Here is a 17793-nt window from a genome sequence, read left to right as displayed (position 1 = left end):
AGTGACAAAATACCTGATCAACAGCCTGTTGATCGATATAAGCCTCTACAACATTATAGGATTGTATGGTTTTTAACTCAGTTCCTGGCCCTTAAAAGTATAGCGGTTATGCTCTTCCGGCTCGATGGACAGCTGTCTTTTTTGACAACAGTCGGAGCCCGGACCGGTATATCACCCCTCGACTATAGGACTCATCAGCTTTCGCTTTCCAGCGCCAGGTCCTTCACTAGTTTGGCATGAGTTTTTTCATCAATGTTGTAGAAGAACAGGGGCAGGATCATGATAAGAGAACCGATTCCCGGAATTATGGTCATGGACTGAAACAAACCGTCGAGCACCTGTGGGGACTGAGCCGTGTTGGCTATGAAGCCGTAATAAGTCAGCAGGAGTCCTGCGACGAATTTCCCCAGACCGGCAGTCAGCTTTCCGATAAAAGTGAGCGTTGAGAAAATGGTACCATCGCTCCTCTTGCCGGTCTTCTTCTCCATCCATTCGACCGTATTGGCGATCATGGTAGTGCGGATAACTTCGGGGAAACCGTTGAAGAGTCCCCACAAAGCGGCGAAGACGTAGAAGATAAGAAGATTTTCATAACCGATGAAATACATGGCCGTTCCGAGAAAAGCCAGAACGAAACCGCTGTAGAGAACCAGTTTTTTTCCGCTGATGAATCTGGTCAGCCAGGGGACCAGTCCCGAACCAAGAGCCATTGTCACCAGGCTGATCCCCGCAATGACAGTCATCAGACCCTCATTCTGCAGGTTGTACTTGGCAAAATACATCATCATGACCATCTGGAGGCTCGGAATAACTGTCAGCAGTAGCGACAGGAGCACGAGCAGAAGCGGCCCGTTTGCAAATATGGAGACGAGGCTGTCCTTCAGGCTGATTTTCTGATCCGGGTCATGGCTGAAAGTCCTTTCTCTTGTGATAAGACCGCCCTGAAAAATCGCCAGAAATCCGAGAAGGCAGAAAATAACTGCAACGGCGAAATATCCGCCCCCTTTATCCCCTCCCAGCAGATTCTTTAGGGGGACAGTCGCCAGCACGGCGGCGGCCGTTCCGACAGCTCCGGCCACCCGGCCCCAGGAAATGAGCAGGTTTCTGTCCTCCGTCCGGGGACTGATCCGGCCCGCCAGGGTCCAGAGAGAGATATCACCGGAAGTATAGGCCATGCCCCAGATGATATAGGTGACCCACATATAGACGATGCGGCCGCCGTATTCCAGATCGGGGACGATAAACATTATGGCCGTCGTCACGGCGATGGGGAACGACATGAAGATGAGATAGGGGCGGCACTTGCCCCATCGGCTTCTGGTCCGGTCGACAATCATCCCCATAATCAAGTCGTTAAAGGCATCCCAGATCCGCGCCACCAGAAACATGAGCCCCGCCGCGGCGGGACTGATGCCCATGACATCGGTATAAAAAATGAGAATAAAGAAATTCACAAAAGTGTACATGAGATTCTGGCCGCCCAGAGCGCCGGCGAAAGAGATCTTCTCCCGCAGAGAAACTTGGATCGATAGAGCCTTTTTCATTATATTACTCCTTGATTTTTACCAGAACCGTTTCTCCCGGCACCAGCGTAATTTGATTTCCATTGAGATTTCCCTCTTTGCCGCTTCCGGCAAGAGAGAACTGCGATGCCTCCATAGAATTTTTTCCAATAAGAAGCGACGTATCGCAAACATCATCCGAAATATTGACCAGTCTCATAAAGAGAGAGCCATCCCTCCTTTCCAGTGAGCTGATAACCACAGCTTCACAGGATGTCCGGGGCAGTTCCCTGATCTGCTTCCCTTCCGCCGCAGTGACCTGCAATGGCTGAAGATTCTCTAGGGACGACCGGTAGTTTTCCTCAGGCGAATAAGACCCGTGGGGCCTGAAGACATAACGGAAGAGTGTTTTACCCGGCTGGTCGGCTTTGAAATTGGTCTGCCAGTAATTATTCATGACATAGGAATAAACCGTTCCTTTGTAATCGACAGTATCAAGCCATCCGCAGAGCCCGGGCGGTCCCGAACGAACAGGATCGTGGACCAGTTCTCCGCTCTTGAAGATAGGAGCGTCCATGAGAACGCAGGACATCCCCTTTTCCGGACCCGAAACATCGACCCAGCGGGAAGCGCTGATGAAATTTCTATTGGCGCCGGGCAGCTGGTCCTCTTCAAGCCGGACCGTACCCCAGGCGCTGTCGTAGCGGAGCACTCCTCCGGGGATATCCATGGGAAAAGCAAAGTGAAGACCTTCTTTTCTCCGCGATACGGGACGGTCGAGAACGTTATGGATACGGACTTCATCAGACCAGGCGTCGATGCTTATATCACTTATGAATTCATGGCAGCGCGGCGCCTTACGGCTGATCCTGAAAGAGACGCGCAGCGGCCCCTTATCGACCATATCTATGGAAACGCCGGCTCCCGTTGCTTCGCTTTTTCTCAGAGAGGGGAATTTTCCCGGCACCAGGACAAAGGAGTTGAATCCCTCTGTCCCCTTCTCCGGCACATACTCCCTGTTATCGAGAACGAGACTGGAAATCCGCCCCGTATCCCTGTCGATTTCACAGGAGATGCGGTCATTGCCGAAACGGTATCCCTCGATATAGCAGCCCCCTTCGAAAGGTGCAGGTCCGGTTTCGGAAAGCCTATAGGAGCGGAGGCCGAAAGCCGGAACCGAAGCGGCAAAAAAAGCCAGACGTCCGTTGGAAAGGCGCTGAGAGGGAACGGGATTCCCCTCTTCATCGGCGACGGAGTTGAAGGCAGTGGAAATCTCCACGATGCGGGAAACCGGCCAGCTGAGGCTGTTGTAGACGCTCAGGGATTTTTCCCTGCTGCCGCCGTGGCTCTGATCATTGAGCAGACCGCTGTAGCTGTGCCCCGATTCGGGCTGCCCTCCCAGAGTCTCAGTCAGGAAACGGTGAACACCCTCTTCTCCCTTCAAGGCTCTCTGTTTTTTCCAATCCCACTGGCTTCTGGCAAATGGATGATCGGGCCGGCTGATCGAGTTATGGGCACCCCAGGTGTGCTCGTTGAAAAGAAGAACCTGTTCCCAGGCTTCCGCTTCATAGCGGCGCCCCGATTCTCCCCCGGTCATAATGGCCAGATTCCCGGCCTGGATCAATCTCTCCGAGGCTTCCCTGGCTATAGCGGTTTCCCGGGCTGTGGAGAGCACTCCGTCTTCCCAGTAGGCAGTCAGGTCTCCCCGATACCGGGGCAGTTGATCTCCATAATTCTTCTCAAAATCAGCCATGGCGCCGGAGTTGGTTGAGATGACCAATTCGATATCCTTATGGGCTTTGTTCCAATCTTCCACAATGGCGCTCAGATCGGGATCGGGCGGGCCGTTGTCCGAGCCGATATTGTATCGGAGAATGACCGTATCATAGGGATAGTTCTTTTTTTCCAGAGAATCGAGATAACGGCGGATTCTGCCGTAACGCAGTTTGTTCCTGAGATTCTTTGTTTTATTCAAACCCGTATGGAACCATGCGTATCCCTTCCCGTGAACCCACAGGAGGATTTTTTCCCTTCCCGAGGGAGACACCCAGTAGAAAGGCTTATCGCCCCACTCTTTAATGGTAGAACCGATCCGGTCCATGTGATTTGTACCGGCTGAAAGGTAACGGATCCCTTCTTCACTGAGCGCCGGGACCATACCCCAGTTCCAGCCGGGGACATCTGTAATCATGGCCGAATCAATCGTTGTACCCGTCAGCTTTTCAAACTCCCTTTTCCAATCCATCATGCGGATCAGCTCTTCGGGGCGGCAGAGAGCCGTATGCATATTGGCGAAGAGTCCGTCCAGGCCGATATGGCCCGACCGGACCATGGAGACGAAGCGGTCGATCTGTTTCTGTCCGGCCTTTGACAGCCATTTTTTCAGCGCCCAGGTCGCTTCGGGATTCCAGCGGAACTGCGCGTTCTCCGGCCTGTTCCGGTTGGCGTCGACCAGATCCATGGCCTGTTCCTGATTGCGGAACTGGATATCCAGAACTTCCTTCTGGGTATGGGTGTACCCGATGTCAAAATGGGTGTGATGAATCAGGCAGACTTTCCACTTCTTCATTTCTCTTCTCTCCTGTTCCGTCTCGTGCCTCTTACAAAAGCCTTGATTGTGGCGAACTCTTGCGCCGGCCGGCCAGCAGCGGGGCGAATGGTGTATTCTCCGGCACCGGCGGGAACGATAAATGTCTCGGCATAGTGAATGCGCATCGGGTCAAAGGCGCCGGAAGGACTTTCTACAATCACTTCGTCGCCCTGAACCAGGTTGAGAACATGAACCGTGCCTTCCGTGTCGTGGGGAACCGTACCGGTAAACCAGTGGCGCCTTGTTTCAATAAATTCCAGCTCATGGAGTCCCGTTCTCTCCTCCCGCCATCCCTGTCCTTCGGCAACCGGTTCCAGAGGATTGATAAACCCGTCGGAAAGTATCCTGTCACGGTCGCGGGTCATATCGATGACCTGTTCCCCCTCGTCGATATGAACGGGACGGGGCCGGCCGTCAAGGCCGTTGCGGTTCCAGTCCCAGAGCTTGAACGTAAAGATATAGGGCGTCGCCGATATTTCGAGAACCATGGTGTTTTTCCCCGAGCAGTGAATGGTTCCCCCGGGGATCATGAAGTGATCGTGCTTTCCCGCCGGGAACCTGTTGATGTATTTTTCCGCATCGAATTCTCTTCCCGTGCTCTGGCTCTCCCTGAGTGCTCCGATCAGTTCGGACAGTTCGGTTCCCTCTTTCACGCCAAGGTAGACCGAAGCGTCATCCTCCGCTTCAAGGATGTAGTAACTCTCATCCTGGGTATAACTCATGCCGTAGGATTCGCGGATAAAATCTGTTGTCGGGTGGACCTGAAGACTGAGATTCCCCCCTCCCATCGTATCGAGCATATCGAAGCGGATGGGGAACTCCGCTCCGAAACGGGCTTCCGTCTTCGCCCCCAGCAGTTCCGTGGGTCTCATATGAACAACATTGATGGCGGGCATCTCATAAGCCGCATCGCCGAAGCGGAATATGAGGCTGTTCTCTTCGGGAACGCCGTCGAAACTCCAGGCGAAATTGTCCGAATCCTTATCGAGGCCGAATTGCTCTTTCATCCACTGTCCGCCCCAGGGACCCGCATCGTAATAGGGCACGAGTCGGAAAGGCCGGGAGACACATAAATCCAGAGCGGCTTCTGCGGCCCGGGCCGGAATCAGAACCGGCGCGTCAGGCCTGTTCGCATCGAGAAAGAAGTCCGCCTTATGATAGAGCTCTCTTTTTTTGCGGTCGCCCATTCTCCAGTCGAAGAAAAAGGCCCTCTTGTACATCCGCAGAAAATCCTCGCCGTAATTATCACCGAAGAGGTTGGCCAGCTCTTTGCGGCGGTAACGCTTCTGGATCTCCCAGCGCGTCAGCTCGGCGTAAATAAGAATGTCCGGTTCGGCGATGAGATAAGCCCCGACACCGCAGATGAGCACGAGGCCTTCGGAAACAGCTGCCGCTTCGCCGCGGAGGGCCGCCAGCTTTTCCCCATCGGCAAATTCTTCCAGACGGTAGGTGCTCATGACGCCGCGGACCCTGTCCTGAGTCAAATCGCGGCTGATTTTGCTTTCGGCCTGATCCAGGGGGATATAGATCTCATCGGACAGGAAAAAATGCTCCGCTCCCAGTCCCCGGCGGAGCTGTTCTCCCAATTCCCTGTGAACACCGGGATAATATTCCACGACAACTGTGGTCTTATCTTTAGCAAGATGATCAACAGACTCCTGTATCTTTCTATAAATCTCATCAAAACCGCGACAGATATCCTTTTCAAAACCGTCCACAGCTATCCCGGGAGTCAGGTCGAATCTCCCCTTTCCCCTCTTATCCATTACAATCTCCTATGGTTAACAGTTCCGCCGCTCCGAGCAGTCCAGCATCATCGCCGCAGAGCGCGGCTCTGCAGACTATCGAAGGATTGACCTTCTTCAGACGCTCTTGAACATAGGGCAGGATGATATCGCCGCTGGCCATGATCCCCCCTCCGATGATCACTCTCTCGGCCTGAAATTCCTCCAGCGCGGGAATCATGGCGTCCGCCCAGATTTCCATAACCGAATTGCTGATCTCCCGGGCCGGGGCATCGCCCTCTCTCCGGCAGTCGAAGAGAATCCGGTAATCAACCGTCTCATAACGGCTCAGCCGGCTGGTCCCGTAATCGGAACGGCTCCTGATTCTCTCATTTAAAATCTTTAAAGAGGTTCGGGCTTCGGCGCAGTCCTTACGGCCGCAGACACAGGGAATGCCCTCACCCCCCGAAGGGCGATGGCCCAGCAGATTTCCCGAGTTTCCCCGTTCGCCGCCGGTCAGTTTGGAGTTCTCCATGATGGCCGAGCCAATGCCCGTACCGAGGGTGAACAAAGCCAGATTGGCTGTATCTTTTCCGGCGCCGTAGCGGCTCTCTCCCAGAAGGGCGCATCGGGCATCATTTTCCAGAACGATGGAACAGGATAATTCCTCATCGGCCCATCGGGAAAAGTCAAAGTCCGTGGAGCCTGGAAACTTCCCGTAATAATCGGTCGGTTTGTTCTCATGCCGGTCGATGATCGCCGGAAAAGCGATTCCCGCTCCACGGGAACCATGAATAACGAGCCCTCTTTCCCGGCAGAGAGCCAGCCACTCATCTTTAATCCTTTTCATCTGCCATTCAACCGGTCTGTGCGATTCAGACGGCAGAACTTTTCGCGCCAGGATCCTCCCCTGCGAAACCAGTCCGAGCTTGATCCGGGTGCCGCCCATATCGGCGGCGAAGGAAAAATCTCCCATCAGAGCGGTTTCTCCTCTGAAGAGCGGCTGCCCTTTAACAGAATCTGAATCGTTTTAACTTCAAAAGGTCCGAATGAGAGATCGGCCCTATTGCCATCACAGATTTTTACCGGGTTCTCTTCAACCATATTGGTCTCATACAGGCTTTCAACTGAGCGGTTGATTTTCAGCATGACCCTTTCTTCCCGGCCATTGCGCTCATAGAGACGGAGGATCAGGGCATCGCTGTCTTCACTCTCTTTCAACGCTGAGTAGGTGATAGCTTCGCTGTCCAGCTCGAAGAGGGGCTGACCGCAATCCAGAGAGCTCTTCCCGAAGGGTATCCAGGTATTGAATTCCATAGCTTTTTCATCAACCTTTGCAGCGAGGTGATCGCCATCGTGGACAAAAAAGGCATATCTGATATCATGCAGCCCCAGATCCCCCCGTTTAGCCGGGTAATTGGTCGATTTAATCAGGTTGAGATCCAATGTGTTGTTTTTGGTTCTGAAACCGTATTTGCTGTCGGTGAACAGCGCCGCCCCCCTTTCTCCGTCATTCATATCGACCCAGTTGTGTCCGCACATTTCGTACTGGGCCCGCTCGATCTTCGTTTTATTCCGCGCCGATCTCTTAAGCGATCCGAACTGAATATCGAAGACAGCCACATCGGTTTTCAGGTTGAGAGGAAAAGCGGTCCGGACCATTTTCTTATTGTTCTGCCAGTCTCCGTGGAGTTCAAAATCGAGACGGCTTTCGCCATCACGGAGCCTGATGATCTGAGTCATCCGGCTTCTGCCGTATACGTAGCGCTGTACGATTTCCCGCACCGGTCCGTACCGGAAAGCCCTGCTTTCGATCAGCTTCATATGGCGTTTGGGCAGCAGGCGGTAAAAGCGGAAGATGTCCCAGGCATTGGCGATATCCGAATAGACGGTTAAGCGGTTTGCTGTTCCCCGCAGTACTTTGCGCCCGCTTTTTTTGTCTCTGATGGAAGCGATGGCTCCGCGGCGATTGAATTTCACCAGGATCCGATCGTTTTCCAGCATCCGGTTATTTTCAGAAGCTTCTCTTTTCCAGGAACCGGCGTCTCTTACCGTAGAGGATAAGGGAGACAGATGGAGTTCCTGATACTCCTGTCCCGTGAAGCGCTGAGCCCGGAGAGGAACAGGAAGGGGATTGTAGGCCGACAACTCTTTCAATGAGACTGTTTCTTCTGAAGAAAGAGGAGACTGTCCTGTTACATGACGGAATATCTCATCAGTTTGTTTATCCAGAGCTTCATACCGCTCCAGACACTCCTTGTACACCCGTTTAATCGAAGATCCCGGTAGGATATCGTGAAACTGATAGAGCAGAACTTCTTTCCAGATAGCGCGGACCTCCTCTTTGAATTCTCCGTACCGTCCGGTCTGAACCAGCAGAGTTTCCAGAGTTTTGAGCTTCTGTTCCATGCGGCGGTTGTAATACTTCACCCACCCCTGAGAAGTATAGGTTCCCCTGTGCTTCTCCAGATACAGTTCGCCCCGGTAAGAGGGGAATTTCTCTTTTATCATCGATAGCCTGGAAAAGAAATCTCTTGCGAACTCCATTTTTACCCGGGGCATAGGCGCAGTGCCGTTCAGCCTTCTGATTCTCTCCACATGAGAGGCCGCTGGACCGCCGCCGCCGTCTCCGACGCCGAAGAGATTCAGCGTTCTGTTGTCAATGTGTTTTTCCCGGTAATTTCTGGCCGATTTCAGTAGAAAATAGACATTGGCCGGGCTGTTATACTCCCCTTCGGGCGGCATATGGGCAAAAACTTCCGAACCGTCAATTCCCTGCCAGTTGAAGGTATGGTGGGGAAATTTGTTCGTATCGTTCCAGGAGATTTTAATGGTCATGAAATTATCGAGACCGGACTTTTTTATGATCTGGGGCATATTCCCCGAATAGCCGAAGACATCGGGGAGCCAGAGACTGTCGACCCGGATGCCGAACTCCTTCTGAAAGAAGCGGATTCCATAGAGCATCTGGCGGACCAGAGCTTCCTCTCCCGAAACATTGGTATCGGCTTCGACCCACATTCCCCCCTGGACTTCCCAGCGGCCCTCGGCCACTCTTTGCTTTACCTCTTCATAAAGCCCGGGATGCTGATCCTTCACCCACTGATAGAGCTGGGGCTGGCTGGCTCCGAATTTGAAGTCGGGGTAATCCTCCATCAGCCTCAGGACATTGGCAAAGGTTCGGGCGCCCTTTCTCCAGGTTTCCCGGATAGGCCACAGCCAGGCGAGATCCAGATGGGCATGGCCGATCGAACTGATCTGATGATCCAGTTTCGAAGGGGTCTTCAACAGTTCTTCCGTAAGCTCTAGCGCTTCGGACACCCAGCCGGGTTTCTGTCTGTTGATAATGGCCCGGACTTTCATCAGTCCTTTTCTGTAAATCCGGAACGCCTCGCGGTCCAGTTTCATCGACCCTATCTTCAGGTCCCGAAGAACCTTCAGATCGTAATAGAGGGCTCTCATGTTCATATCACGGGTTACCATTTCGACGATCTCAATACGGCCTTTTTTCTTTACGTTCCCGAAGAGGTCGTTCATTCCCGCATCGATCCAGAGCTCCACATTCCCCTGTCCGTCGGTAAAATTCTCAAGGGGGTAATAGTACTTTCCCGGATCTCCCAGATAGCCCATAAAACCGAAAACAGAGCTGCCGTTGGTAAAACCTTTCAGGGGATTCCCCTCCCTGTCATAGAGAAGAGCTTCGCAGTTCATATCCAGCTTCAGGAAAACCGGCTCGCCCGGGGCCGGGTCAACTTTCCCGGTCAGGTGAAACCAGGCGCAGTCAAAAAGCTTTCCCCAGGAATCTCCGACTTTATATTCTTTGTAAACCAGGCCTTCCCGTTCAGAGAAGGGAACCGGTTCTTCCGTTACGGCGCCGCGTAAGATAAAACCGCCGACAGTCCTATCTATCTGTTTTTGAACTCTTTTCATAACATTCATTGATCCATCCCCTAAAAGTCAAACTTGTCCGAAAGCTTCTGAATGCTTTTTACCATTACAGGGCGCTTCGATGCCGCAGCAGCCAGAATCCAGGTCTTATCCCTTTCGGGAAGAAGCAGAGAAGCGGCCCCATCGGGAATGGCCATGGTCACATTGTGAAGATACCCGTATCGATAGGTTTTATCGGCCCCCCGGTCATGGGTGTGAGAGGCGAACCATTCGAGGCGGTCGCGGTTGATAAATCCCGGTTCAACGCCGGTGCATTTGTTCAGCCAGGCGTAGTCTCTGCGGTGCTTCAGATGGTGCTTCGGTTCTCTCTTCCAGATTCTCCTGTCCCATTGGCCCTCATATCCGGTCATCGCCGGAATGGTGCGGTTCTCTTCACTCAGAAGATTTCCTTGACTGTCCAGCCACTTGAAGGACACATGGGTATCCCTTTCGGCTCCGGCCAGCAGAGACAGGCTGTTGTACCCTTCGGGAAGTTTGATTGTCTGCCCCCGGAAGCTCATGGCATTGTCCCCATCTCCCCTGTTCAGATAAAATTCCACGGTTCCGGCGGAAATTCTGTCAGGCGTAATCTCTTCGGGAAAGAGAGCTCCCGAATCCTCACCGTTCCCTCCGATCAGACGGTCGTCCCATTCAAGAGGAATCGGCGTGCTATGAATTTCTGTTATGCCCGCTGTATCTTTCAGCGTGACGACAAAAGCCTTGACGCTGCTGGCTCCCATGGCAACCTCAAAACTGTTCCCCTTAAACCCGACGGCTTCAATGGGTTCCTCGAGGCCGTTGACTTCAACGACGCGGCTGACGGCATGGGAAAAGGATAGCGCAGCCCGGCCGTAGCGGCCTTCTCTTTCATAAAGACGGACAAGAATCGCATCATCGCTCTCGCTCTTTTTAACTGCCATGACGCCGAACTGATGGGAACTCAGCTGCAGCAGAGAACCGATATCCGCTTTATCCGCTCCATCCTTCCCCTCTACCAGAAAAGACCGAACGGGCTGATTAAACGCTCTGGCCACGCGATCGGTCCCCCTCCAGTCACCGCCGTGACCGTAAATGCCGTACCGAATGGTGTGTTCACCCCAGTCGTGAGTCTTCTGATCCCAGAAACCATTGGTATAACGGAGAGCCGGTGTATAAAGGAGCGTCATCCTGATGGTATTCGCCTCGGGACGGTCCCATCCGTACTTTGAATCCTCGATAATGGAAAATCCATGTTTTTTCCCGCTGAGATCGGCCCACTGCCGCGAGGGGACTTCAAAAATCTTTTTGTGATTTACATCCCTCTTAATGCGGGAAGTTTCCCAGTTACAGGTGAACTCCGGTTCCTCCAATGCCGCAGTAAAGGCCACTTTGAAAGTACAACCGGTCTCACGCCAATTAATTCTCTCCGTGATCTCGACCAGATCGGAACCGGCGGAGAGGCTGATCTCCCGGAAGAACTGCGAAGACTGATAATTTGTCACGACCTGCAGGGTTACGCGAAGGGAAGAGTGTTCAAGTACATGGATTTCGCTCCCCTCTTCAATTCTGCAGAAGGGAGCTTTCTTTCTGTCACGCCAATCCATATTCCAGGCCGGGAATTTCATCGGCCTCTCTTTCTGAAATTCATAGGCCAGAGGTTTCCCGAGCAGCTCTCTATCCGCTTCTTTGCAGAAAACAGAGGAAAGAGCGCCTTTCATTGATAAAGACACACGGTACCGGCCGTTCTCCAGAACAAATCCAGCCCCATTCCTCTCCAGGGTAACGGGATCGTCCACGGCGACCTGATCCTTCAGGCCCGGCGAGCGAAGGGAGAATCGCGTCCAGCTCGATGGAGGGAGTTCCGGAATAAAGGACAGGGCGTAACGCCTTTCACCGACTTTCTTCAATTCTCCGGGATAGGTCTCTCCTGTTCCGCTTTCCAGAACGACCCGACCCTCTACAGGATCTTCAGAGAGGTCCATCTCCAGATCGACAGGTTCCCGTCTGCTTTGAACCAGCGGATTGAAGAAAAGGATATTCCCCTCTCCTTTGACAAGGGGCGCTATGGCTTCCGCCGAATCGTCGAGGATATGGCTCCAGGTTTTAAGGGCGATCACTTCATCGTTGTGAGAGAACTCATAGGCTGTCGGAGTCGATGTGCCGGGAAGAATGTCGTGCATCTGATTTCCGATGACCAGCCTCCAGGCCGATTCGATCTTCTCTTCCGGATAGGGAAGTCCGGCGTTAACCATCGCCGAAAGAGCCGCCGCTTCCGCCGCAAAAGCGAGCTGTTCGTTTTTCCTGTTCCAGCGCTTCATGATCGCCGCGGAGGTAATGGTTCCCGCGCTGTGGTTGGTCAGAAGGAAATCCCCTTCATAGCGGTCCATCCGCCTTTTTTCCTCGTCAGTGACTTCATTGAAAAACTGATCGGCCGCGCCCTGCCGGACGACAAGTCCTTTCGCTTTTCGGGCGTAATGGCGGATGCTCGCCAGCGCTCTCCGGATCGACCCCTCCGTTGGGGCCCCACCGATATCGCCGACGCCGTAATATTGAAAGGATTTCCAGATACCGTTCTTTTTGCCCAGCCGGGTTAATCGCGCCAGCCTGGAGGGATTGATATAGAGTGGGAGTTCCAGATGAGCGTCGTATCGGCAGGGGTTGAGAGCGCTGACGATCTCGCTGCCGTCCGGGCCTTTCCACATACCGATTTCAAAGGGGATTCCCACTGAGGACCCCCAGGTCAGCTTCTGGCTGGAAAATCCCCGGATTCCGCAATGGGCCAGAAGCGTAGGCATGTTGCCGGGAAATCCGAAGCAGTCGGGAATCATATAGTCGCGGCTGCTCCGGCCGAATTCCTTCATCTGCCACTTATCGCCGTAGAGGATATTTCTGATCATCGATTCCGAAGCAGGAACCAGGGCGTCGGTCTCATCGAGGCAGGTGCCGGCCAGGTGCCACCGCTCTTCCCCAACGAGTTTCTTGACCTCTTCGAACTCTTCGGGGAAATACTCCTTCATCATCTGATACCGGATGGCTCCGGTGAAGTTAAAATGGTGATCGGGATATTTTCTGAACATCTCTATGCTTTCGTCCAGAGTGTTCTTTATATACTTATTAATCGTCGTAGGATATTCCCATCGCCATTGAGTATCCAGATGGGAATAGGGAATCAGAAAGATTTCCTTTTTCTTTTCCATAATGCAGTTTCCTTGTGCCTTGCCATTTGTTATGTCTTATTTAGACCAACCTATTTGCTATATCATATCAACAAAACCAACTATAACATATACTAGTCATCTGTCAATATTTAATATATGCTATAGCAAACCCGGGAGAACAGAATGGCATCGGACAAAAAACCGCTTTACGAAATCATATACAGACAATATAAGATAAAAATTCTTTCCGGAGAATTGCCGCCCGGCACACGGCTGCCGACTGAAATGGAGATCGCCGGCGAATTCAAAGTCAGCCGCATTACTGTTACAAGAGCCCTCAAAGAGCTGGAACTGGAGAAGTTCATAAGGCGGGTCAAAGGAAGCGGCAGCTATGTCACCGAAAAGGAGTGGCAGAGCGCATCAGATTCCAGTTCCTCCCCTTCGGGAAATAAAAACGGCTTGAATTTCATTTCTCTCATACTTCCCTTTGATGAAGAATTTTCAACCATATTTCTCAAAGGGATAGAGGACGAAGCGAAAAAGAAAGGTTTTCTGGTTACGTTCCACAATACGGCTGAAGATTCAGATCAGGAAGTGGAGATCATTGAAGATGTTCTCTCGAAGGGATCCCGGGGGTTGATAATCTACCCTTTCTCCGAAACCTCCAACCTCCATATGTACAGCAGCCTGCTTATAAGAAAGTTTCCCTTTGTTCTCATCGACCGCAAAATCCCGGGAATCGAAACATCGATTGTTTCGGTTGACAACAAAAAGGGGTTTGAGGAAATCACATCCCATCTCATAGAGCAGGGGCACAGGAAAATAGTCTTCGTCGGGAGCTGGGTGAACAGGATCTCTTCGGAACAGGAGAGATACAACGGCTTCTGCCAGGCCCATATCAACCACGGCGTCCCCCTGATGAAGAAGAATCTCTACTCATTCAGCGATGCCGAAGCCATCCCCGATGGCTACAGAGAAAATCTGGATAAGGATATAAGAAAGATCCATTACCTTCTGGACATCCTGGAAAAATATCCGGCAGAGGAACGGCCGACGGCCATTGCAGCGGTTAACGATCTGATCGCCCGGCTGATTATGACGACGGCCCAGGAAAGGGGCATAGCCATTCCCTCGTTCTACTCTCTGACAGGATTTGATAATCTGCCCTACGCGGCTCATCTCCCTATTCCTCTGACGACAGTGGAGCAGCCAGCCTATGAGATCGGCAAACAAGCCGCGGAAATCCTTTTCCGCGCAATAGACCGGCAGGAGAACCAGCCGGTATCGTGTACCATACCACCGCATCTGATCATCAGGGAATCGACGGATTGCGTGGTGTAGAATTATGCCATCTAAAAACCAGGAGTAAATATCAAGTCTGTAAATGAAGAACTGCAGTAAGCCGACTATAATCGGCGGAATATCCTGTAAGTGAATCGACTTTCAGTTTATTGATATCATTGCGATATCTGCAATGATGTATATAAATGACAGATTCAGCTTAATTAAGCCCCCTGCCTGTAGAAATTTTCTGAACTGATGTATAATAAATACTGAAATCAGGAGAGCCCATGAAAATTCTGTGTATTTGCGGTGATTTTTACCATCCAGCAGCTGTAGTAAAGAAGGGACTCGATTTTCTGTCAGAATTGAACCTGGACATACGCTTTTTAGATGACACCACCCTGGGATCTCCACATTGGCTTAAGGATTATGATGTTCTCATACTCAGCAAAGCCAATATGACAGTAGAAAACAAATCCCGGACATGGCTCAATGATCAATGGGAACAGGAAATCGATCGCTTTGTCAGATCGGGACACAAGCTTCTGGTCATTCATTCGGGAACGGCCGGTTACGATAACAACAGAAAAATCAGAGAACTTATTGGCGGTGTTTTCTCTCATCATCCCGAACAGGAGGCTATTTCCTATTCAGCTTCCGGAAACAAAGCCTTTATGAATGAAGTTCAAACATTTACAGAAAAAGATGAGCAATATTTCATGACGATGGATCGTGAAGACATAGACTTGATTCTCGTATCAACATCTCAGCAGGGAACCCAACCGGCAGGATGGTTCCTGAAGCATGATGCCGGGGAAGTGGCTGTACTGACACCGGGTCACAATATCGAAGTATGGCTCAATAGGCAGTTCCAGAAAATACTGGAAGAGATTTTAAAGGGATGGATGAAAGGATAACATTCTTTCCTTTTACAAACCCCATCGATCGCAGAGGATATCAATTCTCTTCTTCATCTGAAAGGGACCGCCGCCTTCATGGTCGTTAAACTCCCAGGCATGTATCTCCTTCCGCCCGGCATAATGATTGAACGCGGCGTATACCGTGGATGGGGGACAGGTCATGTCCATCAGGGCCGTGGAAAAAAAGGCGTCGCATCGGGCCCTCCTGGAGAAGTTGACTCCATCGAAATAGGACAGAGTTTTGTGAACCCTGTCCGATTGATCCCGGTGGATCCTCAGGTATTCGCCGATCTCCTTATAGGGATAAGAGTCTGTAATCCGGATGGCTCTGTGGAAATGACATAAAAAGGGAACATCGGTCAGAACGGCATCGAGCCCTTCAATCAAACCGGCAGCCGCCAGACTGATTCCTCCCCCCTGGCTCCCTCCGGTTACGGCGATACGGGCCGAGTCTATATCTTTCCGGGCGGCCACAGTCTCATAAGCGCGGACAGCATCGGTAAAAACCCTACGGTAATAGTATGTGTCTCTGTCGAGAACGCCCTTTGTCATAAATCCTGGAAACTGCCCGTTACCCGGAGAAAGCTCGGGATCCGGTGTATCGCCGGGGCTCCAACCGCTTCCCTGCCCTCTCGTGTCCATAACGAAATGCGCCATTCCCGTACTCACCATGGTCAGCCATTCGTGAGGCAGATTGCGCCCGCCGCCATAGCCGATAAACTCGATCAGACAGGGAAAAGGTCCTTCCCCTTCGGGCCGCAGAAACCAGCCCTTCACGCTCTGACCGGCAAATCCGGAAAAAGTGACATCATAAATCTTTATATGGCGGAAATGATGTTCGATTTCTTCAAACCGCGGCTCCCCGGCCGCCTGCCGCGATTGGGAGAGGGTGGCTGCCCAGAAAGCGTCGAAATCCGCTTCCTCGTGAACTTCCGGTTTATATTTTTCCAGGGCGTCCAGCCCCATATCAAAAAAAGCCATAAAAATCCTCCAGATTATGATTCAAAAAACATCACTTTATCCACTATGGCATGAAATGCCGGTTTTGCCATAAAGTTTCTATCGAAAAGAAGCGGATGGCCCGGGGCTCTCCAGCTCCGGGAATCGGCCAGCCCCCAGAAAGAGACTCTGTGAATTTGTTCTGCGAACTCAAGGTAATAGCCGAATAACCGGGCATAGGCATCAGCCTGTTCTTCATAAAGGGCGGGCAGTTCCGATTCAGCCGGAACACCCGCGCCGTATCCGCCTACCGTAATATCGAGTTCTGTTACCGACATCTCGGCTCCGGTTGCGGCAAAGCGCTCAAGAGCGGCCCGCACGTTGTCCAGGTCTGTTGTCCAGCCCCGGAGGTGATAGTGGCTCTGAAGGCCGATTCCCTCAATGAGAAGTCTCCCGTCGTATTCGGGATGGTTTTTCCAACGAAGGTTGATCTCTTCAACCATCTGGCCGATGGCATTGCGTTTGGCCGGAATTTCCTCGTTGTAATCGTTGTAATAGAGCACGCTGGCAGGGAAATATTTCCGGGCGAAGTAATAAGCGTAGAATATAAAGTCCGAGGGATGTTCTCCGGCGTCCTGATCAGAACCGTTGGAAAAGGCCCGGTACCAGCCGCTCTCTGTTCGCAGCTGGGTGCGCCAGTCTCCCGCCTCCCAGTCATCAAGAGATCCTCCCCAGCTTCCGCCGTTGTTGGAAAGAGCTTCATTCACCACATCCCAACTGTAAAAACGGTCGATAACGCCTCTTTCGGCCCAATGATCTGCGAGAGTGCTGATGTAATACTCCATATTTTCCAGGGCTTCTTTGCGGGTCAGGGGCTCTCCGGTCGAAGAGCTGAAAAGCCAACGGGGAGTCTGGCTGTGCCACACAAGGGTATGGCCGATGAGTTCCATGTTGTTTTCAACCGCCCAATCCACGATGGCATCCGCTTCTGTGAAGTTGAAATCCTTTGCATCGGGGCGGACCGATCGATTCTCCGAACCGGCGATACCCGCCGGCTTATGGCCGTTTTCCGCGGTCACCGCATTAAAGTGGTGCCTGTACGCTTCTTCCGTGTTAAAAAGACTCATCATAGACGAACCGGAATAGACGTTGCCGATCCTGAAATAGGGAGAGAAGAGCTCGCCGAGTCCGGGGAGAGTCAGATCCCACCGGGGAGCCGAAACAGCCGGAGCTGCCGAATCGGCTGTCCGCGTAACAATCCACTTGCTTATGGTGAAGTCGCAGTTCGCTCCCGTCTCATTGGTCTGGAGACGCAGGCGTACAAACTGGCCTTCAATGAAATGCTTCTCTGTAAGGACTGTTTGCAGGGAATAAGTCTGAGTGCCTTCCACATCGGTGCTTATAATCCAGTTCCAGGGGGATTCCGCTCCCCCCAGGACCATGGCCGTACCGGAAGGCGCATCAATAATCTTTCCCTCGATGGTGACCCTATCTCCCGGCTGCAGCGGCGATGCGTCAAAATCTCTTATAAGATCGATGGCATGCCAGCTTTCCGAACGGTCACTCAGACGGAGCTCGCCGTTCTCTACAGAAAACCGGGGATTTCCCGACTGCTGAAGAGGCGCACGTAGATTAATACTATTCCCGGAAATGTAATCATTCAGATCAAACACGATCTTATCACCGGTTCCTGAAGCTGTCATGCAGGCTGTAAAAAAAACCGCTATCAAAAAAAAAGTTGGGAAAAATATTGCTTTATTCATCTTGAGC

At 52.1% G+C, this 17793-nt stretch carries 10 protein-coding genes; 2 read left to right on the top strand and 8 right to left on the bottom strand.

Features of this window, described 5'->3' with window-relative positions:
• Positions 1–194: 194 nt before the first annotated feature.
• From HNR50_RS07925 to HNR50_RS07900, 6 genes are read right to left on the bottom strand one after another with little or no spacing between them, the layout of a single operon-like run.
• Positions 195–1544 (bottom strand): MFS transporter, encoded by a 1350-nt coding sequence (locus HNR50_RS07925; protein WP_184745622.1) that lies wholly within the window; start codon positions 1542–1544, stop codon positions 195–197.
• Between the two features lie 4 nt (positions 1545–1548).
• Positions 1549–4071: a glycoside hydrolase family 38 N-terminal domain-containing protein gene (locus HNR50_RS07920; protein ID WP_184745620.1), complete on the bottom strand. Its 2523-nt coding sequence runs from the start codon at positions 4069–4071 to the stop codon at positions 1549–1551.
• Entirely contained in the window at positions 4068–5858 is a 1791-nt protein-coding gene (locus tag HNR50_RS07915; RefSeq protein WP_184745618.1) for a class I mannose-6-phosphate isomerase, read from the bottom strand. Before HNR50_RS07915 ends, HNR50_RS07920 begins: the two co-directional genes overlap by 4 nt.
• Entirely contained in the window at positions 5851–6792 is a 942-nt protein-coding gene (locus HNR50_RS07910) for an ROK family protein (RefSeq protein ID WP_184745616.1), read from the bottom strand. Before HNR50_RS07910 ends, HNR50_RS07915 begins: the two co-directional genes overlap by 8 nt.
• Positions 6792–9755: an alpha-mannosidase gene (locus tag HNR50_RS07905; RefSeq protein ID WP_184745614.1), complete on the bottom strand. Its 2964-nt coding sequence runs from the start codon at positions 9753–9755 to the stop codon at positions 6792–6794. The genes HNR50_RS07910 and HNR50_RS07905 overlap by 1 nt, the downstream gene beginning before the upstream one ends.
• An 11-nt stretch (positions 9756–9766) precedes the next feature.
• On the bottom strand, positions 9767–12919 hold the full coding sequence (locus HNR50_RS07900; protein WP_184745612.1) for a glycoside hydrolase family 38 N-terminal domain-containing protein: 3153 nt from the start codon (positions 12917–12919) through the stop codon (positions 9767–9769).
• A 144-nt stretch (positions 12920–13063) separates the two neighbouring features.
• Here HNR50_RS07900 and HNR50_RS07895 point away from each other — a divergent pair, with 144 nt between their 5' ends.
• The gene (locus HNR50_RS07895) at positions 13064–14221 is read left to right on the top strand and encodes a GntR family transcriptional regulator (protein ID WP_184745610.1); all 1158 of its coding nucleotides are present in this window, start codon (positions 13064–13066) and stop codon (positions 14219–14221) included.
• Between the two features lie 230 nt (positions 14222–14451).
• Positions 14452–15081, top strand: a complete 630-nt coding sequence (locus HNR50_RS07890) for a ThuA domain-containing protein (protein WP_184745608.1) — start codon at positions 14452–14454, stop codon at positions 15079–15081.
• Positions 15082–15093: 12 nt separating this feature from the next.
• Here HNR50_RS07890 and HNR50_RS07885 read toward each other — a convergent pair whose 3' ends face one another.
• Together HNR50_RS07885 and HNR50_RS07880 are read right to left on the bottom strand one after the other, a co-directional pair.
• Positions 15094–16065 (bottom strand): acetylxylan esterase, encoded by a 972-nt coding sequence (locus HNR50_RS07885; protein ID WP_184745606.1) that lies wholly within the window; start codon positions 16063–16065, stop codon positions 15094–15096.
• Between the two features lie 14 nt (positions 16066–16079).
• Complete coding sequence (locus HNR50_RS07880) at positions 16080–17786, bottom strand: endo-1,4-beta-xylanase (protein ID WP_221439832.1); 1707 nt, start codon at positions 17784–17786, stop codon at positions 16080–16082.
• Positions 17787–17793: the final 7 nt, after the last annotated feature.

The sequence above is a fragment of the Spirochaeta isovalerica genome (genome assembly GCF_014207565.1).
GTDB lineage: Bacteria > Spirochaetota > Spirochaetia > DSM-2461 > DSM-2461 > Spirochaeta_F > Spirochaeta_F isovalerica.
Note: the sequence above shows the minus strand (reverse complement) of the source record. Positions and strands in the feature narration are given on the sequence as shown.